The following is a 20,506-nucleotide window of genomic DNA, read 5'->3' on the forward strand; positions in this document are numbered from 1 at the left end:
GTAGTTGGAGCGCTCGCCGCGGGACTCGCCGCGGCCGAAGTCGGAGGAGCCGGAGAACCAGTGCTTGGTGTACTGGGCCTGGGCGACCGAAGCGGTGCTGGCGGTGGTGGCGGTGGCGGCCTGGGCGGGGGCGGCGGCGATGCCGGCCGCGAGTGCGCCGGCCAGGGCGGTGCCGACCAGGACGCTGCGAAGCTTGCTCATGAGGGGACTTCCTTTGGGGTGAGGACGCTCGGGGTGAGCGTGTGGTGCCTGGTGTCCGGGGAGCTTTTTGATGGCCGCTCGTTCCGGACAGCACTGACATTAGGCAGGCGCAACGTCCCGTTCTGCGTACAAACGCACACTCAGCGCCGAGCGTGCACTACGACACACACGCGACCTTTCCGGAACGATGCCGCCGCGCTGATGCTCCCGCCGGGAGCCGTGTCGGCCGATACCGGGTCAGAAATACTTGACACGACATATATGTCGTGTAATCTATTTTTCATGAGGAACGAGACGACAGGTGCGACGAGCACGATCAAGCAGGTGTCGGTGGTCAGCACCGGGAGCGTGTCGATCCATCCCGAGCACGTGGGCCCCACCCGCAAGTCGATGTACTGGTGGCTGCTCACCTCGCGCAGGTGGACCGCTCCGTTGCCGATCAACGTCTATGTGATCGAGCGCGGCGATGGGCTGGTGCTGTTCGACACCGGTCAGGATCGCGCGTCGGTGACCGACCCCGGCTACTTCCCCGGCGGTCTCAACGGCCTGGTGTACGACAGGCTGGCACGCTTCGAGATCGGCCCCGCCGAAACTCTCACGAACGGGCTGGCCGCCATCGGCTACGACATCGCCGACGTGCACACGGCGGTGCTCTCCCACCTGCACCAGGACCACATCGGGGGGCTGCGCGAGCTCACCCATGCCGAGATCGTGGTCAGCGGTGAGGAATGGCGATCCTTCAGAAAGCCCCTGCCGGAGCCGCGTGGGTTCCTGCCGTCCCACATCGACCTCCCCGGGCTGCGCTGGCGACATGTCGACCCCGGCCCCATCGACGACCCCGGGCTCGCGCCCTTCACGACCGGCCACGACCTGTTCGGCGACGGCGGTCTTGTCCTGCTGCCCACCCCCGGCCACACTCCCGGGTCGCTGTCGCTGCTGGTCCGGAGCGCCGGACATCCGCCGCTGCTCATGGTCGGCGATGTGACGTACGACGATCATCGGCTGCGGGAAGGTCTGGTCCCGGGAGTCGGGGAGAGGCGGCAACTGGACGACACCACCAAGGCGATCAACACACTGCGGGAGCAGAACCCGGGGCTGGTGATACTGCCGGCGCACGATCCCGGAGCGGCCGCACGCCTGGCCGCCGTGAGCGGGGCCTTCACCGGGAAACGGGAGGCGCGTTCGTATGCGACCGGCTGAAGAACTCCGGTACCTGATCCTGGCCGCCCAGCGAGAGGGCAACCGGCTGCTCGGCCAAGCCCTGCGGCCGCTCGGCATCACCTCCTCCCAGGCCGAAGTGATCCGCATCCTGCAGGATCGCGGGTCGCTCACCCTCAACGGTCTCGGTGACCTGCTGGTCTGCGAGAGCGGCAACAGCCCCAGCCGTCTGGTCGATCGGCTCGCGTCCGCGGGTCTCGTCAACCGCCAGGTGCCGGCACATGACCGCCGCCACATCGAGCTGTCCCTCACGGAGGAGGGGCTGCGCCTCGCCAGGCAGATCATCGAGATCGAAGAGGATCTCTACCGGTCCATCGATGCCGCGTCCGAAGGCCACGACCTCGATGAGATCACCGGATTTCTCCGGGCCTTCGTCACCGGCCTGCCGGCCGGCCAGGCGCTGGCCCGTCGCATCGTCACCGAACAGGGAGTTTCCCCATGACCATCCAGAGAGCGAACCGGCTCCCGAACAACCCGACTCCCGCACGGCCCGGCTCCCGAACGGCCCGGCTTCTGATCGGTTCGGCTCCCGAGCGACCTGGCTCCCGAACGGCCTGGCCCCTGACCGGTTCGGCTTCTGACCGGTTCGGCTTCTGAGCGATCCGGCTTCTGATCGGCCCGGCCCCGATCGGTTCGGCTCCTGAGCGATCCGGCCTCTGAGCGCGTCGCCGGCCCGCGCCCGGCACGTGGGCGAGGGGTCCCGACCCGTCGTTTCCTGTCCCGTCGGCTCCGGTGTCCTGTGGCCGGCGGGACAGGCGTCATGTGTCCTAGCCGTCCGTAGCGCGGACGATCCGGTAGCCGAGTTCGGCGAGTTGCCGGGTCATGTGGTCGGCGTACCACTGCGGCCACTCCTCGTCGCGCCGGCCGCCGAGGTCTTCCTTCTCGTGGAGGTCGTGCGCGGCAGCTGCCTGGTTGAGGAGATCGAGGATGATCTCGGTCGTGTCGATGGGCTTCATTCAGCTCTCCTCTCCGTGCTGTGTTCAGCGGCCGGGGGCGCGGGTGACGATCTCCTGGAGGGTCCACTCGTTGCCGTCGGGGTCGGTGAACGAGGCGAAGGAGCCGTAGTCGGCGCGGTCGGGGTGAGGCCCGGCGACGCGGTTCTCCGTACCGGCGTGGTGGAAGACGCCGTCGGCGTCGTGCCAGACCTCGCTGACGTCGGCGCCGCGGGCGAGCAGCTCGGCGCGGGCGGCCTCGATGTCGGTGACGATCAGGTGCATGCCCTGCGCCGATCCGGGGGCGGCGGCGGAGACGCCGTTCCCGAAGATGATCGACGCCTCCGACCCGGGTGGGGTGACCTGAACGACCCGGAAGCTGTCGCCGACCGGGAAGTCGGCGTCCGGGCGGAAACCGAGCTTCTCGTAGAAGGCCTTGGCGCGGTCGACGTCGGAGACGGGAATGACCAGGACTTCGAGCTTCAGATCCATGATGCTGTTCTCCTCGATGTGGTGATCGGGGGGAATGCGGTCAGTGGCGGACCATGGTGGATCTATCGTCTCAGCCGACGGTGCGAGAGGAGCCTTCGGATCGGTGGTTCCGGTGAGTCCCCCTTGATCCGATGACGGAACCCCCGCCGCGTCCGGGAGACGCGGCGGGGGTTCCAGGACTCACTTGATCTCGTAGGCCCTGATGACGGTCTCGGTGAAGGCGTTGCCGCCGGTGTCGGCGGCCTTCACGCGCAACGAGGCGAACTTGCCGCGCGTGCCGGCCGGATGCCGGGTCTCGGCGGACCAGTCGCCCTTGCCCGACGGGTGTACCTGCGTGGACAGCCAGGTGCGGCCGTCGTCGTAGGAGATCTCCATGGTGAGCGTGGTCACCTTCAGGTCGGGTGAGCCGTCCTGGCGCTGAAGGTGCAGCGGTATGCGCATGTGGCCCGTGGAGGCACGGTTGCGGTCATCCAGCTCCGGGCTGATCTTGACGGCCATCAGGGGCAGCACCTGCCGCTTGCCCGGAGCGGGCGTCTTCGATCTGAACCGCCACTCGGCGCTGACCTTCGTGGAAACCTTGGTCATGACCGGGCTGCGGTCGGAGGTCATGGTGAGCCGGTACTGGCTCTCCTTCTTGTCGACGGGCACCTCGACGTTGCCGAGCAGGTAGTCGGCCGCGTAGATCTCCTTGCCGTCGCGGTAGAGCTTGGCCTGCGAGGTGAGATAGTCGCCGATGGAGAAGCGTTCGAGCGTGCTGTCCTCGAACAGCCCGGAGGCGAACTGCAGCAGGTTCTCCTCGCGCCAGGAGAGGTCGCCGCCCGGGGTGAGCCCGGCCGCGAAGACGCCGGTGTTCCAGCGTTCGGAGGTCTTCTGGCCGGCGCGGTAGACGATGGTCTTGTCGTTCCTGTGGAAGAAGAACTGGTCGATGTTGTCCCAGGCGTCCGCCTTGTACTGGATGAAGGACGGGTACCAGCCGGTGTCACCGGGCGTGTAGTACTCGGTCCGGTGGAACGGGAGCGAGAACTGGGACACGCCGCCGTACGGCATCCACGCCAGCTCCGTCCCGTACAGCGCGGGCAGGGCGAAGTGCTCGCCCTGCTTGCCGTCCTGCTGGGTGCCGTACGTGGAGGTGACCTCGGCGAGGTCGCGGCGGCGCGGGCGGTAGCCGGGGTCGGCGGGGATGCGCGGCTCGGCCTTCATCAGGTGGTAGAAGTACGGGCTGTCGTCGTAGGTGCCGTCGCCCTTCGGCTTGGCCCACTGCGTCCAGCGGTAGAAGGCGAACTTCTTGCTCGCCGTGCGGGTCGTGGGGATGGCCTTGACGCCTTCGACGCGGTCCGCGCCCCACATGCCGCCCAGGTCGACGTCCACGCCGAAGGGCTGCTTGCCGTCGACGAGCTGGAGCATGCCGAGCAGGCCGACGGCCAGCCGGGCCGTCGGCTCCTCCGTGCGCACGTCCACCGGCTTGGCCTTACGGGCGTCGGCGGCGAAGGTGCGGTCGGCGTTGAGGGTGAACTCCGGGTCCGCGGCCATCACCACGGTGCCGTCCTGGTCGGCCAGGAGGGTGACGACCGTGTAGCGGCGGCCCCTCTCCAGCCGGAGGTCCAGCGAGCCGCCGGAGATGTCGTAGTTGACCTGCTCCTCGGTATCGAGGTCGATCACTCCGGCGAAGGCGTTCTGAGCGGGCTTCCCGTCCGAGCCGGTGAAGGTCAGCCTGAGCCCGCGCTTCTCCGGCTCGACCTGCATGCCGATGCCGGTGCGTACGGAGACCTTGGTGCCCGTGGCGATGACCGTGCCGCTGTACATGCCGATCGCGTTCGGCTCGGCGGTCACCTTGACCTGCGCGGTGCCGTGCGCGGGCACCTCCACCGTGGTGGCGCCGAGCTTGAACGGAGTCACCGTCTCACCCCGGCCGTCCTTGGCCGTCACGCTCAGGTCCAGCCGGACGGCGGCGTCACCGTCGTTGCGGTAGGTGAGCGTGCGATCGAGGGGCGTGGGATGGGGCAGCTCGACGTATCCCATGCTCAGCGAGGCGGGCTCGGTCGTGACCTGCTGGGTGACGGCGCGGGCGACGTCCACGCGGCCGGAGCCCTGGACGTAGGCGCCCAGCTCGTAGCCGGGCGCGGTGGAGGCCATCAGCGCCGCCTTGATCTGGGCGGCCTTCCAGTCGGGGTGCAGGCCGGCGACGATCGCCGCCGCTCCCGTCACGTGCGGGGTGGCCATGGACGTGCCGCTCATCGCCGTGTAGGAGTCGTCCACCGGGAAACCGGCGGAGGTGCCCGCGGCCCTGGCCGCGACGATGTCCACGCCCGGCGCGATCAGGTCGGGCTTGACCGCGGCGTCGCCGACGCGCGGGCCGGTGCTGCTGAACCCGGCGACCGTGTCGTCGTCGCGGTAGGAGGCGCCGACCGACAGCGCGCGGTCGGCGCTGCTCGGCGAGCCGAGCGCCTGGGGGCCGTCGTTGCCCGACGCGATGACGAACAGCGTGCCGTACTTCTCCGACAGCGTGTTGACGGCCTGCTCCAGCGGGTCGTCGCCGGGGATGTCGGGGCCGCCGAGGCTGAGGTTGGCGACGCGGGCGCCGTTCTCCGCCGCCCAGGTCATGCCCTCGATGATCGCCGAGTCCGGGCAGTTTCCGCTCTGCTCGCAGACCTTGCCGATCAGTAGCCTCGCCCCGGGGGCGACGCCCTTGTTCTTGCCGCCCGAGGCGGCGCCGGATCCGGCGATGGTGGAGGTGACATGGGTGCCGTGGCCGTTGAGGTCGCGGACGTCGGGCTCGGAGGTGAAGTTCTCGGTCTTGGCGACCAGGCCCTGCAGGTCGGGGTGGCCGGGGTCGTAGCCGCTGTCGAGCACCGCGACGGGGACGTCCTTGCCGGTGTAACCGGCCGCCCATGCCTGGGGGGCGCCGATGTGCGGGACGCTGACGTCGAGGGAGAGCTTGGCCTTGCCGTCCAGCCAGATCTTCTCGGGCCCGGCCGCCGCTCTGGCGACCTGCCCCGTCAGGGACTTCCAGAGTGTGCCCGCGTCGGCGTGGGGCTCGCTCCGGGCGATGCCGTTGATCGCGGGCAGCGGGCGCCCGCCCGCGACGCGCAACGTGGCGGCGTCGGTCTGGCCGGGGTACGTCACGATCAGCGGGAGCGCCTGGCTGGCGGCGTCGTCGTAGCCGAACGCGGCGAGCTGGGTGACGTTGAACAGCCGGGGGTCCAGCTTGCCCGCGGCCAGGAGCGGCATCGCGTCCACGGGGACGATGCTGAGCCCTTCCGTGGCCCGGCGATGTATGAAGTTGATCTTCTCCCTGCCGGGGCCGGGCTTGATGTCGAGCTGGTCCTGCTTGGTGGGGAGCGGGCGAAGGGTGACCTTGTCCCCGGTGATGAGGGTGATCGTCTTGGGTGGTCCGGCCTTCGCGGTGGCCTGCCCGTCCTGGGTGGGGGCCGGGGCCGTGGGGGTGGGGATGGGCGTCGCCTGGGCGGGTGTGGCGGCCGCTACCAGGGCCGCTATCACAATGCCGATAAGGGGGGTTCTCTGAAGCACATCCCGATTTCTAACGGTATGTGAATTTTGGTGACAAGGTGGTTCGTGTGGCCTATTGCGGCAACTGCCGAAAGTGGCCAGGATCCTAGGCATGCTTGATGACGGTCCCGCGCTGGAAGTGGTGGGGATCAGCGCGTTCGACGAGCGGATCTACCGTGAGGTGCTGGCCTGCCCCGGCATCGCGGTGCAGGAGCTCGTCATGAGGAGCGGGGAGAGCTCGGGGCGCATCCAGACGTCGCTGAGCAGGCTCCGTACCAAGGGCCTGGTCAGCCGTCTGTGGGGACGGTCGCCCCGCTGGACGGCGACGAATCCGGGGACCGCCATCCGCTCGCTGGTGCGCGGCCTGCAGAGTGACCTGGACCGGCTCACCGACACGGCCGACCAGCTGGAGGCGGCCTTCCGCACCGTCGGCCAGGACCTGAAGGAGGGGGGGCAGTTCGAGGTCCTGGCGGGGCCCGAGGAACAGGCCCGATGGTACGTCCGGCTGCAGCAGGAGGCGAAGGAGGAGGTGCTGACCTTCGACCGGCCTCCGTACGTGCTGGACTATCACAACCCGGTGCAGACCGGCCTGCTCCGCAAGGGCGTCCGCTACCGGACCATCTACGTGCCGGAGGCGTTCGATCACGCGGGGGCGCTCGACGAGGTGGGCAGCCTGGTCAAGGCGGGCGAGGAGGCTCGGGTCCTGCCCGCGCTGCCGTTCAAGATGGCCATCGTCGACCGGTGGCTGGCGGTCATGCCGCTGGACATGGACCCGCCGCTGACGCGCGGCGTGCTGATCAAGGGGTCCACCATGGTGGTGGCCCTGGTCGAGCTGTTCGAGCGCCTGTGGCAGGAGGCGCTTCCGATGTGGCCGCCCGCGCCCGGTGACGGCGCGCCGGAACCGGCCGGCGACCCCGGCCGGGGCGAGGAACAGAAGTGGGCCGAACTCAGCCCGGAGCATCGACGGCTCCTCGCGATGCTCTCGGCCGGGCTCAAGGACGACGCCATCGCCCGCCAGTTCGGCACCAGCCCGCGCAGCCTCCGCCGCCGGTTGCGCGGCCTCCTGGACGAACTGAACGCCGAGACCCGCTTCCAGGCGGGCGCCCAGGCCAGCCGCCGAGGCCTCGTCTGACCTTCCCACGAGACGGTGACACCCCGCCGTACGAATGTACGGCGGGGTGTACGGGTCCAGCGTGCGGTGGGCGACGCGTTCCCGTAATCCTCTCTGTCAGGAACGGGTCCACTTCTGGTTGGATGCGCCGGTGCAGTCCCAGAGCTGGAGTTGCGCGCCGTTGGCGGTGTTGCGGCCAACGATGTCCACGCATCGGTTGGCGGCCGTGTTGACGAGGTCGCCTGCCGAGGTGAGCGTGAAGCGCTGGGCGCCGGTGCCGTTGCACGTGTAGAGCTGGATCGGTGTGCCGTTGGCCGTGCCGGCCGCCGCGGCGTCCATGCACTTGCCCATCGCGCGGACCGTGCCGTCGCTGTTGACGGACCATTGCTGGGCGGCGCTGCCGTTGCAGTCGTACATCTGCAGCCGGGCGGCGTCCGCGGGGTTGGCGGCGGGGATGTCGACGCAGCGACCGCTCAGGCTGGACCTCAGGGCGTTGCCGGTCCCGGGTCCGTCGTTGGTCCAGGCGGAGACGCGGACGTAGTCGATCAGCATCGTCTGCGGGAACGTGGTGCTGGAGTTCGGGTTGCCCGGCCAGTTACCGCCGACCGCCACGTTCAGGATCATGAAGAACGGGTGGTCGTAAACCCACTGGTTGCCGCGGATGTTGGCCGGCGTGACGCGGAAGTACTCCGAGCCGTCCAGGTACCAGACGATGAGGTTGGGAGACCAGTCGACCGAGTACGTGTGGAAGGCGTCGCCAAGCGGCGCGCCGATCGTGCGACCACCGCCGATGCCGCTGCCGCCGGAGTAGCCGGGACCGTGCACGGTGCCGTGGACGGTGTTCGGTTCGTAGCCGACGTTCTCCATGATGTCGATCTCGCCGGTGGTCGGCCAGTTGCCGCCGCCCAGCATCCAGAACGCCGGCCAGATGCCCTGACCTTTGGGGATCTTGATGCTGGCCTCGAAGCGGCCGTACGCCTGGCTGAACTTGTCGGCGGTCAGGATGCGGCCGGAGGTGTACTGGCAGGCGCCGTAGTGGCATTGGAGATTGGACGGGTTTTCCCGGCGGGCGGTGATGGCGAGGTGGCCCTGCCCGTCGTGGGACACGTTGCGGGTCGAGTTGGTGTAGTACTGCAGCTCGTTGTTGCCCCAGCCGCTGCCACCGGTGTCGAATTTCCACTTGGAACCGTCGATGGACGTTCCTGCGGCGCCGTTGAACTCGTCAGACCAGGTGACGGGGCCGATGGCGGCTTCGGCCCGATCATTGCCCGTGATGGCGACCAGGCCACTGGTCAGGGTGAGGAGCATGGCTGCGGCCATGAGGAGGAGCCGGGGTTTGCGCATGGAAGCCTCCGGTCTGTGGTCCTGCGGGGCACGGGCTTCCGGCCCACGCCCTCACGGTGTGGAGGCGCGCGCCGACGTGCCTGTGTTGTCGGAAGTACGTTTACTAGTTAAATTAAGAGGATGTAACACCCGAGTCACTAATATTGTCAATAAGAAGCTTTACTTATTATTTGGGTGGGCCATCGGCCCGGAGCAGGCATGGATCGCGCCCGGGGCCGTCTTCGACGTGACCGGATTCGGCATCCTGGGAATCGTCACGCTGGGCGGGTCGCCGTTCTCGCTCGGCTGGACGGCCATCGAGAACGCCTGAACCGGCAGGTCCTCGAACCGGACCCTGTTCGTCGAACCGGAACCGTCCGGAGAGGCGTCTCTCGCGCCGGAAGGCAGGGGCGCCGGCCGTACGGGGCCGCGCGTGGCAAACCCGTATGGTTCTCGCATGACTCAGAGCCTCCGGCTGGCGCCTATAACTCCTGCCAATGTCGAGGCGGCCATCGCCGTGAAAGTCCGTCCCGACCAGGAGCGCTTCGTCTCACCGGTGGTGAAGTCGCTGGCCGAGGCCTACGTCCACCCGGAGGTGGCCTGGCCGCGCCTCATCCTCGACGGTGACCGTCCCGTGGGCTTCCTGATGGCCTTCCTCGATATCGACTGGAACGGCGAGGGGGTCGACTTCCGGTCGGGACTGTGGCGCCTCAACGTGGCGCCCGACGCACAGGGGCGGGGTGTCGGCCGCTTCGCCGTCGAATCGGTGGCCGCCGAGATCAGGCGTCGCGGCGGCAAGCGGATGTATGTCACGTGGGAACCGGGAGAGGACGGGCCCGAGGGCTTCTACCGGAGGCTCGGATTCCGGCTCACCGGTGAGAAGAGTGAGGATCAGACGGTCGGGGTGCTGGATCTGACGCACCCTTCGTAACGGCGAGCACCCCGCCGTAAGGGGATCAGGGCCGTCTTCGCGATGCCACGTCCGGAGCGACCTGGCGGTGGCGCGTCGCCGGGGCCGGTGAGCGTTCCGAGTACGGCGGGTGCGTTGCGGTTGTGGCCCGAGGCGTCGCCGGCCGGGACCAGCCCCCCAAGGCTCCACGCCCGGGCGATCAGCTTGCGGACGTCAGGGAGCCGAGGTCGCGGACGGTGCGGGCGAGGGCGCGGATGAGGTGGCTTTCGGTTTCGCTCCGCCACACCAGGGCGTAGGACAGGGGATTCATGTCCCGGACCGGCAAGTAGGCGATGTCCGGCCCGAACAGTCCGTCTGTGGCCGAAGGATGCCCGTCACATTCGCCCGAGCCCCGGTGTCATTGAAGTGTCGGGCCGCTTCTGGCCGGTTCACGGCAGCGGCGAGTCCGGCCCTCGCACCGAAGGAGAATCTCTGATGTCCACCGCTTATGTCATCGTCACCGTTCTGGCCGCAGTCTGGGTGGGGTTCTCGGCCGTCTCGATCTTCATCCGCGCCAAGTGGGTGGTGGAGCCGCTCGCCGAGTACGGCGTTCCTCGCGCATGGTGGCCCTGGCTGGGTACCGCCAAGGCCGCGGGTGCCGCAGGTCTGGTCGTCGGGTTGTTCGTCCCGGCCATCGGCGTCGCCGCCGGCATCGGCCTGGTGGCGTACTTCATCGGTGCGGTCATCACCGTGATCCGCGCGCGCTCCTACAGTCACATCCCCTTCCCCCTGCTGTACCTGGTGCCCGTCGTCGTCGCCATGGCGCTGGGATCCGCCGCGTAAGGACGACTGACATCGGGTGGTCCCGGCAGAAAAGCTGTGGCGACCCGGAGGGGCTGTCGCGCCTCCTGATCGGAGGCCTCGATGCGTCGATCATGGCTTGACGGAGGGTTGAGCTGGGCAGGGAACCGGTCGTGAGGGACCGTTCGCCACCCCTCTCAACGGCCCGACCGATCAAGGCGTGACCTGCGCGGAGACCTTGACCTCCTCCCTGAGGCCGAAATACGGGGCACCAGGAGGAGAGACGTGAAGACAATCGACGACGATATGCGCCTGATCGTGGAGACCGCGCGGCTGTCCTTCGTGGCCACCATGTGCCCCGACGGCTCACCCAATCTCTCGCCCAAGGGATCGATGCGGGTATACGACGACGAGCACATCGCCTTCATGGACATCGCGTCCCCGAACACGGTCGGCAACCTCGAACGCGATCCGCGTATCGAGATCAACTCGATCGACGTCTTCCGCAGGCGGGGCTACCGGTTCAAGGGCACCGCGGAGTTCCGCGAGTCCGGCGACCCCGTGTACGAGTGGCTGCACGCATGGCTGCTCGACCTGAACGGTCCCGGCTACCCCGCCAATCGCGTGATTCTGGTGCACGTGGAGAGGGCGCTGCCGATCCTGTCTCCGGCCTACACCTTCGGCGACGCCGACGAGGGTGATCTCAGGCAGGCGTGGGCACACACGTACCTGGCCGACCTGGACGAGGGATGATGAGCGGCCAGGAGACCATGACCGCGGCGTACGTCACGCGGCCCGGCCCGGCGGACGAGATACGGGTCGGCCGGCTTCGGATGCCCGAGCCCGGCTCGTCGGAGGTTCTGGTGAAGGTGCGGGCCCTCGCCGTCAACCACGTCGACACCTTCGTCCGCTCCGGCGCCTATCGGACGCGCCTGCCGTACCCGTTTGTCATCGGCCGCGACCTGGTGGGGACCGTGGTCACGACGGCGCCGGGATTCGCCCCCGGCGACACGGTGTGGTGCGACAGCCTGGGGCTCGACGGTCGCCAGGGGTCCTTCTCCGAGTACGCCGCCGTACCCGCCGACCGGCTCTACCACCTGCCCGGCGACGTCGATCCGGAGAACGCGGTCGCCTCCCTGCACACCGCCGCCACCGCGCATATCGGCCTGTTCAGGGAGGCGGGCCTGCGGATCGGGGAGACGGTCGTCGTGGCCGGCGCGGGCGGCGGGGTCGGCACGGCCACCGTTCAACTCGCCGCGGCCGCCGGGGCGCGGGTCGTCGCGACCGCACGCCCGGACGACTTCGACTGGTGCCGGCGGTGCGGCGCCGACGAGGTCGTCGACTACCACGACCCGGATATGTACGCGGAGATCGCCAAACTCGCTCCCGACGGGGTGGACGTGTTCTGGGACAACGCCGGCCGCCACCATCTGGAGCGGACCGTTCCCCTGCTCGCCCGCGGCGGCCGGATGATCATCATGGCCGGCCTCGGCGTCACCCCCGTGCTGCCGGTCGGACAGCTCTACACGCGCGACGCCAGCCTCCGCGGTTTCGTGATCAGCAACGCCACCGTGGCCGAACTCGCCGCGGCGGCCACGGCGATCAACCACCTCCTGGCCCGCGGCACCCTGGTCTCCCGGATCGGGACGCGGCTTCCGCTCACCGAGGCCGCCCGGTCCCACCGCCTCCAAGAAGGCGCCGAGCCCCACCACCCCCGCGGGCGCATCGTCGTTCTCCCATAGCGCGGTCCGTCTCCTGCGGGACGCGAGAGGGGTCCGACAGCGGGGCACGGTCACGGTGAAACAGCCCGTGACCGCATCGGTCACGACCGGCTGAAGATCAAAGAGTCCGAGAAACAATGGACGAGCGCATCGGCGGGCCACCGTCGGTTACCCGTTGAGTCCGAGCTCGCCCACGCGCAGCCCGGCCTGGAACCGAGATCTGACCTCCAGCTTCGCCATCAGCTCCGCGACCCGTCTCCGGTAAGTGCGTAGTGAGAGGCCGAGCTGCCTGGCAGCGGTCTCGTCGGTGTGCCCCGCACCGAGGGCGCGGAGGATCGTCAGGCTGTCCGCGTCGAGGTGGGGCACGTCTCCACCGAGATAGGCGGCGAGGTCGGTGGCGGTCTCCCAGGCCGCTTGGAAGAGGGCGTACACGCCGCCGACCATCGTGGGCGAGGTGGTCACCGTGAACTCGCGGAGGCCCGGCGCGTCACGGCCGGCGAGGATCATCACCCGCCGGTCGATAATGATCGTCTCGTGAGGAAGCGGGGTCGAGCTGATCCGGACTCGGGCGCCCTTCTCCATGACCTGGTGAAGGTGCAGTCTTGTCGCCTCGTCGGCCAGGGCGGCCGGGCTGAGGAGCTTGTTCACCGCGAAGCCGGCTTCGCCGCCCGCGCGCATCCGACCGCTGATCGCCTGTCGTGCCGCCGGCTGGGACCACGTGTCGAGGTCACGCGCCACGCACACGAACTCCTGCTGAGCACCGGCGAACAGATGACCGGCCCGGGCGACGAGTTCCGCGTCGCCGCGGACGGTGAGGACCTGGTCAGCGGTCATCCGTTCGTCACCCCCGTCATCGTGCGGGCGGTGGCAGCTTGCTGCCACCGCGTTGGGCCACTGTACATAAACAGGGAAGGCTGACAGACATGACGACGGACAACGCACACTCAGGTTCGGCCACCCCCGCGGCTCTCTCGGGGAGTTTCCTCCTCGGCGGAGATCTTCCCGTACACCGGCTCGGTTTCGGAGCCATGCGGCTCCCGACCGGCAGTTTCCAGGGGCCTGCCCGTGACCCGGAAACCGGCGTCGCCGTGCTTCGCCGTGTGGTCGAGCTGGGCGTCAACCACATCGATACGGCGTGGTTCTACCGAAGGGGCGAGGTGGTGGCCAACGAGCTCATCCGAACGGCGCTTGCCCCGTACGGAAACGACCTGGTGATCGCGACGAAGGTCGGGCCGTTGCTCGGTGGTGACGGGGTTCCGAGCGGTCAGGCCGGGCCGGACCAGCTCCGGGGCCTGGTGGAGGACAACCTGCGCAGCCTGGGCGTGGACCGGCTCGACCTCGTCTACCTGCGGGTGGGTGGCATGACCGGCCCCGGTGGCGAGTCGATCGCCGCCCGGTTCGCGGCCCTCGCCGAGCTGCGCGAGGAAGGGCTGATCCGGCATCTGGGCATCAGCAACGTCGATGCCGCCCAGCTGGCAGAGGCGCAGGCGATCGCCCCGGTAGCGGCCGTGCAGAACAGTTTTCACGTGCAGGACCAGGGTGACGTCAAGCTTCTGGCGCAGTGCGAGAAGGACGGGATCGCCTTCGTGCCGTTCTTCCCGCTCGGTGGTGGTTATCGTCCGATCGACGCGACCCGGATGGCGCAGGTCACGGCCCGTCATGAGGCGACCGTCGCGCAGACGGCACTCGCCTGGCTGCTGGCGAGGTCACCCGTACTGCTCGCCATCCCCGGCACCGGTTCCCTCGACCACCTGGAGGAGAACATGGGGGCGAGCCGTATCCGCCTGACACCTCAGGACCTCGCCGCGCTCGGGGATTGACCACGCGTCGGACACCGCCGCACGTCACCGGCCGCTCGCCCCGCCCCCTTGAGCATTCCGTACATCGTCGGCCCGCCCGGAGGGGAAGCGGGCCGGCGCGATCAGGGCGGTGGCGTTGCGGGCCGTCCGACGCGGGACCGGCCGAGACGCGCGCGGAGCAGGCCGGTGACCGAGGGGCCGCCCGCGAAGCACCAAACGGCGATCACGGGATCGCAGATCGCGCATCCCAGGGAGGAGAGGTCCGCGAACGGGATGATCGGATTGCCGTGCAGGTGGTGCAGCAGATCCCAGCCGGTGTGCAGCAGCCACCCGATGCCGACGAACGTCCACGACTCCAGGCCGCGGTAGGCGCAGTAGGTCATGACGGCCGTGAAGGCGAATTCCCACGGGCCGAAACCCCCGCCGCTGAGGTAGGCGGCCCCGGCTCCGGCCACCATGATCGCGTTGAACCTGCGCCGGTGCGGTTCGCGGATCAGGGACATCAGGCACACGTACAGAACGCCGATCATGATCGGTGCGACGACGCTCATCGTCGGCGTCCCTCCTGCCGACGGCCGCCCGGCGCGGCGGAGGTACTCGCGGTGCCGTCCGCGTGGAGGAGCCCGGGGGCTGTGATGGCATCGAGCTGGGCGATCACGAATGTGTCCGTTCCGGTTGAGAATTACCAGGACGCCGTCGAGGCTAACCGGCGGCGTCCCTCGGCTCCCAGTGGCAGGAATGACAACTTCCAACGGAATATCGCCAGCCGCTCCCTGCGCTCAACAGGCCGAGAAAGAGCAGTAAGAAGGCGTTGGCGAGAATTCGGTGCAGGGGTATGTTGTCGCCATGCACACCGTCGTCGTTCTCGCGCTGGAGCAGGTGATCCCCTTCGACCTCTCCACCCCCATCGAGGTGTTCACCCGCAGCCGGCTACCCGACGGCCGCCCCGGTTACCGGGTGCGGGTCTGCGCCGAACGACCCGACGTGGACGCCGGTCTTTTCACCCTGCGCGCCCCGTGGGGACTGGACGCACTCGCGGATGCCGACACGGTCATCGTGCCCGGCACCGCCGACCCCGCCCGACCCCTGCCACCGGCCGTCCGTGACGCGCTCCGCGGGGCCGCCGCCGACGGCACCCGGATCGCCTCCATCTGTTCCGGCACCTTCGTCCTCGCCGCCGCCGGACTGCTCGGTGGGCTGCGCGCCACCACCCACTGGCTCGCCGCCGCCCAGCTCGCCGCCGCCTATCCGGACATCGACGTCGACCCGGACGTGCTCTACGTCGACAACGGGCAGATCCTCACCTCGGCCGGCGCCGCCGCGGGACTGGACCTGTGCCTGCACATGATCCGCCGGGACTACGGCTCCGCCATCGCCGCCGACGCCGCCCGACTGTCCGTCATGCCGCTGGAACGCGAGGGCGGTCAGGCGCAGTTCATCGTGCAGCAGTACCCGCCCATCCCTCGCGGCTCGGCCATCGAGCCCCTCCTGCGCTGGATCGAGGACAACCTCTCCCGCGACCTCACCCTCGCGGACATCGCCGACCACGCCGGCACGAGCACCCGCACCCTGATCCGGCGCTTCCGCGAGCAGACCGGCACCACACCATTGCAGTGGCTCCACCGGGCCCGTGTCCGCCAGGCCCAGCACCTGCTGGAGACCACCCCCCACTCCGTGGAGCGCATCGCCGCCCGGGTCGGCTTCGGCTCGCCCACGGCCTTCCGCGACCGATTCAAACGCGTCGCCGGGGTCAGCCCTCACACCTACCGGAGCAGTTTCCGCCAGAGCGGGGTCCCCGGCCACCGGCGGGGGAGAGCCAACGGAGATCGGACCCGCACCGCTGAGGGCCCGTAGAGAGACAACGTGCTTGTTCCCAGGGTGATGATCTCGGTGGAAGCGGTGTGAGCACGCAAGTCGTCAATCGGCAGGCCCCTGAGGGGCCTGCCGGTTTGCTGATACCTCGGCCGGTCCGGAGGTCAACGCTGGGCGGCGGCCAGCTTCGCGCGGAGCGCCGCGGCGTCGACGGGCACTCCCGGCGACTCCCAGAAGTTCTCGATTCCCCCCGAGTAAAGGAAGCCGTACGAGGGGGTGCCCGGCTGGAGACGCCACCCGTCCGCGAGCGATCCCGCGTCGACGGTGTCGTAGCCGATCCGGTCGAGGAACGCGGTCGTCTCACCCTTCGCGCCGGCGTCATCGCCCGCGATCGCCAGGACGCTGCGGTCCGCCGCACCGGTGGGCCGGGCCAGCGCCCGCAGATGCTCGAAGTAGATGTTGTTGAAGGCCTTGACGACCTTGGACGTCGTCAGGTGCCGCTGCAGCAGTTCGCTGGACGTGGTGGACGCGGCGTCGAGCTCCGGGAAGGCCCCGTCCCGCTGGGTGTAGTAGTTGTTGGTGTCGAGGACGGTCTTGCCGGCCAGCGGCTCCACCGGAATGTCGCGATAAGCCTTGAGCGGGATGCTGACGACCACCAGGTCGCCGGCCGCTGCGGCCTCGGCGGAGGTCCCGGCACTGGCCTTCGGCCCGAGCTCGTCGACCAGTTCCTTCAAGGTCTGCGGGCCGCGCGAGTTGCTCAGCACCACGTCATAGCCGGCCGCGACGGCGAGCCGGGCGACGGTGCCACCGATATTTCCGCTGCCGATGAATCCAACAGTTGTCATGAAAACCATTAACCTCCGCGCCAGACCCGACATTCCCCGCCGCCTCCACAGCCTGCGGCAACGCGTACGACGGTACCTTCCCGATCGCCCCAGAGCCGGGAGGACACTGCTCTGCGGGGGATCGCCGCCACGAATGCAGCACCGGCATGTGACCAGGGAGTATGGCCGCGTTATGCCTGTGGTGCGGTGACCTGGGGGCCGTGGCCGGGGGCGACGGATCCCTGCAGCACGAGGGCCGCTCCGCCGATGGCCGCGGCGTCGCGGGGATTGCTCGACAGGTCGACCTCCACCGCGTGCACCCCGCGCGAGAATGCCCGCTCCGCGAGGCGGCGGCGGATCTCGCTGACGTAGAGCGAACCGGCGACGGCGAAGCCCGGCCCCGCGAGCACGAGCGTGTCGAGGTCCCAGATGTTGGCGAGCATCAGGGCGCCGTCGGCGAGGAGCAGGGCCGACTCGTCGACCAGCGCGCGGGCCTGCCCGTCGCCGTAGATCGCCGCGCGGGCGAGGACGTCGAACGCCCGCGCGTCCGGGTCGTCAGGACGGATTCTCAGGCGGTTGGCCAGGCCCGGCGTGGCCCGGGCACGCTCGACGAGCACGGAGGGTGCGGCGTACAGCTCCAGGCAGCCCCGGCCGCCGCAGTGACACCGTGCACCGTCACGGACCACCGAGACATGACCGATCTCACCCGCGTTGGAGCTGGCGCCGCGATGGAGCGCGCCGTCGAGGACGACCCCGGAGCCGATTCCCGAGTTCATGTAGAGACATCCGAAGGTCCGCTCCCGCGAGACCTGCCGCCCCCAGAACTCACCCACGGCGGCCGCGGCGGCGTCGCTGTCGACGAGCACCGGCACGCCCAGCTCGGCGGTCAGGGCCTGGCCGAGGTCGAGCTCGGACCACCGCTCCAGCCCCGGGAGCGCGAGGAACCTGCCCCGTGCGACGTCGACCGGACCCGGGCCGACGACGGCCAGCCCCGCCACGCTCTGCGGCGACAGACCCAGACCCTGCGTCACGTCGCCGTAGAGCGCGGCCAGCTGGGCCACGACGTCCTCCGGCTTCTCGGAGGGAGGGGCGGAGACGAGCTCGCGCCCGACCGTGCCGCCACGCGTATCCGTCACGACGCACGTGAGAGTGTCGGCCCCGACGCGGATCCCGACGCCGTATGCTGAGCGGGAGTTGATCACGAGCAGGGTCCGTGGCTTGCCACCGGTCGCGACCGTGGCACCGGTCTCGCGGACGACGCCGTCGTCGAGCAGGCGGCGGACGATGTTGGAGATCGTCGGCTGGGTCAGCCCGGTCGCCTCGACGAGCTCCACCCGGCTGATCGGCCCGGAGGACCGGATGAGGTCGACGATGAGCGCACGGCTCCCGGGCCCTGCGGCCGCGGACTCTCGTCGGGCCACGCTCAACCGCCTCTCGCCCCGGCCGTGCGTACGGCAGCACTACGTTACAGGGCACGAGGTTAGTTCACGCAGGCAGTGCACGAGGGAGGGGCACCGATGGTCGCGGCATGGACGGGCACGGAGACACGTCCGCGGACGGGCACACCGGTGGGTCTCGCCCTCGTACGCGACGCTGAGGTCCTCGGCGCCGAGCCGTTCTTCCATGAGTTCATCGCGGGCATGGAGCGGGTCCTCGTCCCCTTGGGCGTGCCCGTGCTCCTCCAGGTGGTCGCCACGATTCAGCAGGCGAGCGACCGGATGCGCGCGTGGGCGGCCCAGGGGCAGGTGCAGGGGATGATCCTGATCGACCTGCTTCCCGGCGACGAGCGGGTCGCGCTCGTCGGCGAGCTGGGCATGCCGACCGTGGTCATCGGCGACCCGGTCACCGCCGGGGGGCTGTCCGCGGTGTGGACGCAGGACGAGGTGGCCATGCGCGACGTCGTCGCCGCGCTGGTCGCGGGCGGGCACACGCATCTCGGCCATGTCGCCGGGCCGGCGGAGATGGCGCACACGATCATCCGCCGCCGCACGTTCCACGCCGTCGCGTCGGAACACGGCGTGCGGACGACGACGTTCGACGGCGACTACTCCGAGGCGGCCGGGGTGCGCGCCGTCACCGCTCTCGCGGGGATCGACGACCGGCCGACGGCGCTGGTCTTCGACAACGACGTCATGGCGCTCGGCGCGCTCCACGAGGCGCGCCGTCTCGGACTGGGGGTCCCCTCCGACCTGTCCTTGGTGGCGTGGGACGATTCGGCTCTCTGCCAGCTCGCTGAGCCTCCGCTCAGCGCCGTCAGCCATGACGTGCAGGCACTGGGTGAGCTGGTCGGCGACGCCGTGGCCGAGGTGCTGGCGGGGGTGACGCCGTGCATGATCACGGCCGCGCCGGCGACGCTGGTCGTTCGTGGCTCGAGCATTTAATAGATTACTAATCTTTCTTATTGACTTCAGGGCTTCCGGTCCTGCACGCTGTGGTGCGAACAGCCTCTGCAATGTCTGCGCAACCCACGAGTAACCCCCGGGACACACGCCTCCCGACCACCCCCCCGGAACATGAGCAAAGGAAGCCCCATGCACCGCACCATGCCTCGGGCCGTACGCGGGGTGGCCGCGTTCGCCGCCGGAGCCCTGCTTCTCTCCCTCGCCGCCTGCGGCTCCGACGAATCGGCGGCGGGCCCGGCGACCGCGGCGAGCGGCGGCTCCATCGACGTCGTCACCCGTTGGACGGCGGGCAACTCGGCTGCCGCGGCCCAGAAGCGCGTCTTCGACGCGTTCACCGCGGAGACGGGTATCAAGATCAACATCACCGAAGGCCTCGAAGCCATCGACGACCAGGTGGAGACCGCCGTGGCGGCGGGCAAATCCCCCGACCTGGTGATCGTCAACCTGTTCGACAAGACTGTGGGCTGGCTGGACGCGGGCGTCACGGTCCCCGTCGACCAGTACGTCAAGGACTGGGGCCTCGCCGCCACGATGAAGCCGGAGGCCCTCGACGAGTGGCGGGTCGGCGGCGTCGCCGGCGGCGAGCTCCAGGGCCTGCCGTTCTCCGGGTTCAGCTGGCCGTTCTGGTACAACACCGAGCTGCTGACCAAGGCCGGTGTCACGGAGGTCCCGAAGTCCACCGACGAGCTCATCGCCGCCGCCAAGAAGCTGCGCGCCGCGGGTGTCGGGCCCGTCGCCGTCGGCGGCAACGACTGGAGCGGCCAGAAGCTCTTCTACCAGATCGCGCAGTCGTTCACCGACGCCGCGACGATGCAGAAGGTCATGAAGGAGGGCGGTTACTGCGCGACGCCGTCGGTCATGAACGGCATCAAGCTCTTCACCGACCTGCGCGACGCCAAGGTGTTCGTCGACAACGTCGCCGGCCTCAGCTCCGACGACATGTACGCCTCCTACTACTCCGGCAAGGCCGCGATCATGTCCGCGGGCTCGTGGGCGTACACGGAGTCGAAGGCCTCGGGCACCGGGATCGAGACGCGCACGGCCCTCGGCGGCTTCCCCGTCCCGAGTGGCTCGGTCTACCCGAAGCCGACGGCCTACCAGGGCTTCACCGGCGTCGGATTCATGATCACGAAGCAGGGCGCCGAGCCCGACAAGATCGACAAGATCCGTCAGCTCGTGACGAAGTTCTACGGCCGGCCGGCCGTCGGTGACTTCGTCAAGGACGCCGGCATCCTGCCCCCGGTCACCGGCGACTTCTCCTCGTCCGCGACCGACCCGCTGCTGAAGGCCTCGCTCGGCCTCGACGCCGACGTCGACTACGCGGTCCTGCCCGACGTCTGGATCGGCTCCGCGTCCGACCCGATCACCCAGGTCCTGACCGGGGCCTACGGAAAGGCGACCCCGCAGGAGATCTGCGGGGACCTCGACACCGCGACCAAGGGCTGAGACCCGATCGCTGAGTGGGGCCGCCGTG

General features: G+C 69.4%; 21 protein-coding genes. 12 read left to right on the top strand and 9 right to left on the bottom strand.

What is annotated here, in order from left to right; genetic code table 11:
- Positions 1-201, bottom strand: a 201-nt coding sequence (locus CHC08_RS36405) for a hypothetical protein (protein ID WP_143653483.1), incomplete at its 3' end; no start/stop codon positions are given.
- Between the two features lie 282 nt (positions 202-483).
- On the opposite strand from CHC08_RS36405, the gene CHC08_RS36410 reads away from it, so the two are divergent.
- Both CHC08_RS36410 and CHC08_RS36415 read left to right on the top strand, forming a co-directional pair.
- Positions 484-1,401 (top strand): N-acyl homoserine lactonase family protein, encoded by a 918-nt coding sequence (locus CHC08_RS36410; RefSeq protein WP_089211935.1) that lies wholly within the window; start codon positions 484-486, stop codon positions 1,399-1,401.
- Complete coding sequence (locus CHC08_RS36415) at positions 1,388-1,861, top strand: MarR family winged helix-turn-helix transcriptional regulator (RefSeq protein ID WP_089211936.1); 474 nt, start codon at positions 1,388-1,390, stop codon at positions 1,859-1,861. The genes CHC08_RS36410 and CHC08_RS36415 overlap by 14 nt, the downstream gene beginning before the upstream one ends.
- A gap of 325 nt (positions 1,862-2,186) precedes the next feature.
- Here the strand turns inward: CHC08_RS36415 and CHC08_RS36420 are convergent, their stop codons facing one another.
- The 3 genes from CHC08_RS36420 to CHC08_RS36430 all read right to left on the bottom strand — a co-directional run bounded on the left by CHC08_RS36420 (position 2,187) and on the right by CHC08_RS36430 (position 6,371).
- Entirely contained in the window at positions 2,187-2,375 is a 189-nt protein-coding gene (locus CHC08_RS36420; protein WP_089211937.1) for a hypothetical protein, read from the bottom strand.
- Between the two features lie 24 nt (positions 2,376-2,399).
- Complete coding sequence (locus CHC08_RS36425) at positions 2,400-2,843, bottom strand: VOC family protein (protein ID WP_089211938.1); 444 nt, start codon at positions 2,841-2,843, stop codon at positions 2,400-2,402.
- 180 nt (positions 2,844-3,023) lie between these two features.
- Complete coding sequence (locus CHC08_RS36430) at positions 3,024-6,371, bottom strand: S8 family peptidase (RefSeq protein ID WP_143653484.1); 3,348 nt, start codon at positions 6,369-6,371, stop codon at positions 3,024-3,026.
- 91 nt (positions 6,372-6,462) lie between these two features.
- Here CHC08_RS36430 and CHC08_RS36435 point away from each other — a divergent pair, with 91 nt between their 5' ends.
- The gene (locus tag CHC08_RS36435; protein ID WP_089211940.1) at positions 6,463-7,482 is read left to right on the top strand and encodes a TrmB family transcriptional regulator; all 1,020 of its coding nucleotides are present in this window, start codon (positions 6,463-6,465) and stop codon (positions 7,480-7,482) included.
- A 96-nt stretch (positions 7,483-7,578) separates the two neighbouring features.
- Here the strand turns inward: CHC08_RS36435 and CHC08_RS36440 are convergent, their stop codons facing one another.
- Positions 7,579-8,805 carry a glycoside hydrolase family 16 protein gene (locus tag CHC08_RS36440; RefSeq protein WP_089211941.1) on the bottom strand — a complete coding sequence of 409 codons (1,227 nt, stop codon included), beginning with the start codon at positions 8,803-8,805 and terminating at the stop codon, positions 7,579-7,581.
- Between the two features lie 58 nt (positions 8,806-8,863).
- Here CHC08_RS36440 and CHC08_RS48740 point away from each other — a divergent pair, with 58 nt between their 5' ends.
- The 5 genes from CHC08_RS48740 to CHC08_RS36460 all read left to right on the top strand — a co-directional run bounded on the left by CHC08_RS48740 (position 8,864) and on the right by CHC08_RS36460 (position 12,216).
- On the top strand, positions 8,864-9,115 hold the full coding sequence (locus CHC08_RS48740; protein ID WP_143653485.1) for a hypothetical protein: 252 nt from the start codon (positions 8,864-8,866) through the stop codon (positions 9,113-9,115).
- A gap of 126 nt (positions 9,116-9,241) precedes the next feature.
- Positions 9,242-9,715 carry a GNAT family N-acetyltransferase gene (locus tag CHC08_RS36445; RefSeq protein WP_089211942.1) on the top strand — a complete coding sequence of 158 codons (474 nt, stop codon included), beginning with the start codon at positions 9,242-9,244 and terminating at the stop codon, positions 9,713-9,715.
- 453 nt (positions 9,716-10,168) lie between these two features.
- Positions 10,169-10,516 (top strand): DoxX family protein, encoded by a 348-nt coding sequence (locus CHC08_RS36450; protein ID WP_089211943.1) that lies wholly within the window; start codon positions 10,169-10,171, stop codon positions 10,514-10,516.
- Positions 10,517-10,759: 243 nt separating this feature from the next.
- Positions 10,760-11,227 carry a pyridoxamine 5'-phosphate oxidase family protein gene (locus CHC08_RS36455; protein ID WP_089211944.1) on the top strand — a complete coding sequence of 156 codons (468 nt, stop codon included), beginning with the start codon at positions 10,760-10,762 and terminating at the stop codon, positions 11,225-11,227.
- A gap of 17 nt (positions 11,228-11,244) precedes the next feature.
- Positions 11,245-12,216, top strand: a complete 972-nt coding sequence (locus tag CHC08_RS36460; protein WP_089211993.1) for a zinc-binding dehydrogenase — start codon at positions 11,245-11,247, stop codon at positions 12,214-12,216.
- Positions 12,217-12,363: 147 nt separating this feature from the next.
- Here CHC08_RS36460 and CHC08_RS36465 read toward each other — a convergent pair whose 3' ends face one another.
- Positions 12,364-13,029, bottom strand: a complete 666-nt coding sequence (locus CHC08_RS36465; RefSeq protein ID WP_089211945.1) for a helix-turn-helix domain-containing protein — start codon at positions 13,027-13,029, stop codon at positions 12,364-12,366.
- Between the two features lie 89 nt (positions 13,030-13,118).
- Between CHC08_RS36465 and CHC08_RS36470 the strand changes: the two genes are divergently transcribed.
- The gene (locus CHC08_RS36470; protein ID WP_089211946.1) at positions 13,119-14,015 is read left to right on the top strand and encodes an oxidoreductase; all 897 of its coding nucleotides are present in this window, start codon (positions 13,119-13,121) and stop codon (positions 14,013-14,015) included.
- 101 nt (positions 14,016-14,116) lie between these two features.
- Here CHC08_RS36470 and CHC08_RS36475 read toward each other — a convergent pair whose 3' ends face one another.
- Positions 14,117-14,545, bottom strand: a complete 429-nt coding sequence (locus CHC08_RS36475) for a DUF6010 family protein (RefSeq protein ID WP_089211947.1) — start codon at positions 14,543-14,545, stop codon at positions 14,117-14,119.
- Between the two features lie 295 nt (positions 14,546-14,840).
- On the opposite strand from CHC08_RS36475, the gene CHC08_RS36480 reads away from it, so the two are divergent.
- Positions 14,841-15,848 carry a GlxA family transcriptional regulator gene (locus CHC08_RS36480; RefSeq protein WP_089211948.1) on the top strand — a complete coding sequence of 336 codons (1,008 nt, stop codon included), beginning with the start codon at positions 14,841-14,843 and terminating at the stop codon, positions 15,846-15,848.
- A gap of 122 nt (positions 15,849-15,970) precedes the next feature.
- Here CHC08_RS36480 and CHC08_RS36485 read toward each other — a convergent pair whose 3' ends face one another.
- Complete coding sequence (locus tag CHC08_RS36485) at positions 15,971-16,651, bottom strand: NADPH-dependent F420 reductase (RefSeq protein WP_089211994.1); 681 nt, start codon at positions 16,649-16,651, stop codon at positions 15,971-15,973.
- 170 nt (positions 16,652-16,821) lie between these two features.
- Positions 16,822-18,051: an ROK family transcriptional regulator gene (locus CHC08_RS36490; protein ID WP_218825656.1), complete on the bottom strand. Its 1,230-nt coding sequence runs from the start codon at positions 18,049-18,051 to the stop codon at positions 16,822-16,824.
- 96 nt (positions 18,052-18,147) lie between these two features.
- Here CHC08_RS36490 and CHC08_RS36495 point away from each other — a divergent pair, with 96 nt between their 5' ends.
- Together CHC08_RS36495 and CHC08_RS36500 are read left to right on the top strand one after the other, a co-directional pair.
- A complete protein-coding gene (locus CHC08_RS36495) occupies positions 18,148-19,011 on the top strand; it encodes a LacI family DNA-binding transcriptional regulator (RefSeq protein ID WP_218825657.1) in 864 nt (287 codons plus the stop codon).
- Between the two features lie 150 nt (positions 19,012-19,161).
- Positions 19,162-20,478, top strand: a complete 1,317-nt coding sequence (locus tag CHC08_RS36500) for an ABC transporter substrate-binding protein (RefSeq protein ID WP_089211949.1) — start codon at positions 19,162-19,164, stop codon at positions 20,476-20,478.
- The last annotated feature ends 28 nt before the right edge of the window (positions 20,479-20,506 follow it).

The sequence above is a fragment of the Streptosporangium subroseum genome (assembly GCF_900188345.1).
In the GTDB taxonomy this organism is placed as follows: Bacteria; Actinomycetota; Actinomycetes; order Streptosporangiales; family Streptosporangiaceae; genus Streptosporangium; species Streptosporangium subroseum.

Excerpts from the sequence above, each read along its gene's own strand:
- CHC08_RS36410 (WP_089211935.1), top strand. The coding sequence starts at position 484 with ATGAGGAACGAGACGACAGGTGCGACGAGCACGATCAAGCAGGTGTCG.
- CHC08_RS36415 (WP_089211936.1), top strand. The coding sequence starts at position 1,388 with ATGCGACCGGCTGAAGAACTCCGGTACCTGATCCTGGCCGCCCAGCGA.
- CHC08_RS36420 (WP_089211937.1), bottom strand. The coding sequence starts at position 2,375 with ATGAAGCCCATCGACACGACCGAGATCATCCTCGATCTCCTCAACCAG.
- CHC08_RS36425 (WP_089211938.1), bottom strand. The coding sequence starts at position 2,843 with ATGGATCTGAAGCTCGAAGTCCTGGTCATTCCCGTCTCCGACGTCGAC.
- CHC08_RS36435 (WP_089211940.1), top strand. The coding sequence starts at position 6,463 with ATGCTTGATGACGGTCCCGCGCTGGAAGTGGTGGGGATCAGCGCGTTC.
- CHC08_RS36440 (WP_089211941.1), bottom strand. The coding sequence starts at position 8,805 with ATGCGCAAACCCCGGCTCCTCCTCATGGCCGCAGCCATGCTCCTCACC.
- CHC08_RS36445 (WP_089211942.1), top strand. The coding sequence starts at position 9,242 with ATGACTCAGAGCCTCCGGCTGGCGCCTATAACTCCTGCCAATGTCGAG.
- CHC08_RS36450 (WP_089211943.1), top strand. The coding sequence starts at position 10,169 with ATGTCCACCGCTTATGTCATCGTCACCGTTCTGGCCGCAGTCTGGGTG.
- CHC08_RS36460 (WP_089211993.1), top strand. The coding sequence starts at position 11,245 with ATGACCGCGGCGTACGTCACGCGGCCCGGCCCGGCGGACGAGATACGG.
- CHC08_RS36465 (WP_089211945.1), bottom strand. The coding sequence starts at position 13,029 with ATGACCGCTGACCAGGTCCTCACCGTCCGCGGCGACGCGGAACTCGTC.
- CHC08_RS36470 (WP_089211946.1), top strand. The coding sequence starts at position 13,119 with ATGACGACGGACAACGCACACTCAGGTTCGGCCACCCCCGCGGCTCTC.
- CHC08_RS36475 (WP_089211947.1), bottom strand. The coding sequence starts at position 14,545 with ATGAGCGTCGTCGCACCGATCATGATCGGCGTTCTGTACGTGTGCCTG.
- CHC08_RS36480 (WP_089211948.1), top strand. The coding sequence starts at position 14,841 with ATGCACACCGTCGTCGTTCTCGCGCTGGAGCAGGTGATCCCCTTCGAC.
- CHC08_RS36485 (WP_089211994.1), bottom strand. The coding sequence starts at position 16,651 with ATGACAACTGTTGGATTCATCGGCAGCGGAAATATCGGTGGCACCGTC.
- CHC08_RS36495 (WP_218825657.1), top strand. The coding sequence starts at position 18,148 with ATGGTCGCGGCATGGACGGGCACGGAGACACGTCCGCGGACGGGCACA.
- CHC08_RS36500 (WP_089211949.1), top strand. The coding sequence starts at position 19,162 with ATGCACCGCACCATGCCTCGGGCCGTACGCGGGGTGGCCGCGTTCGCC.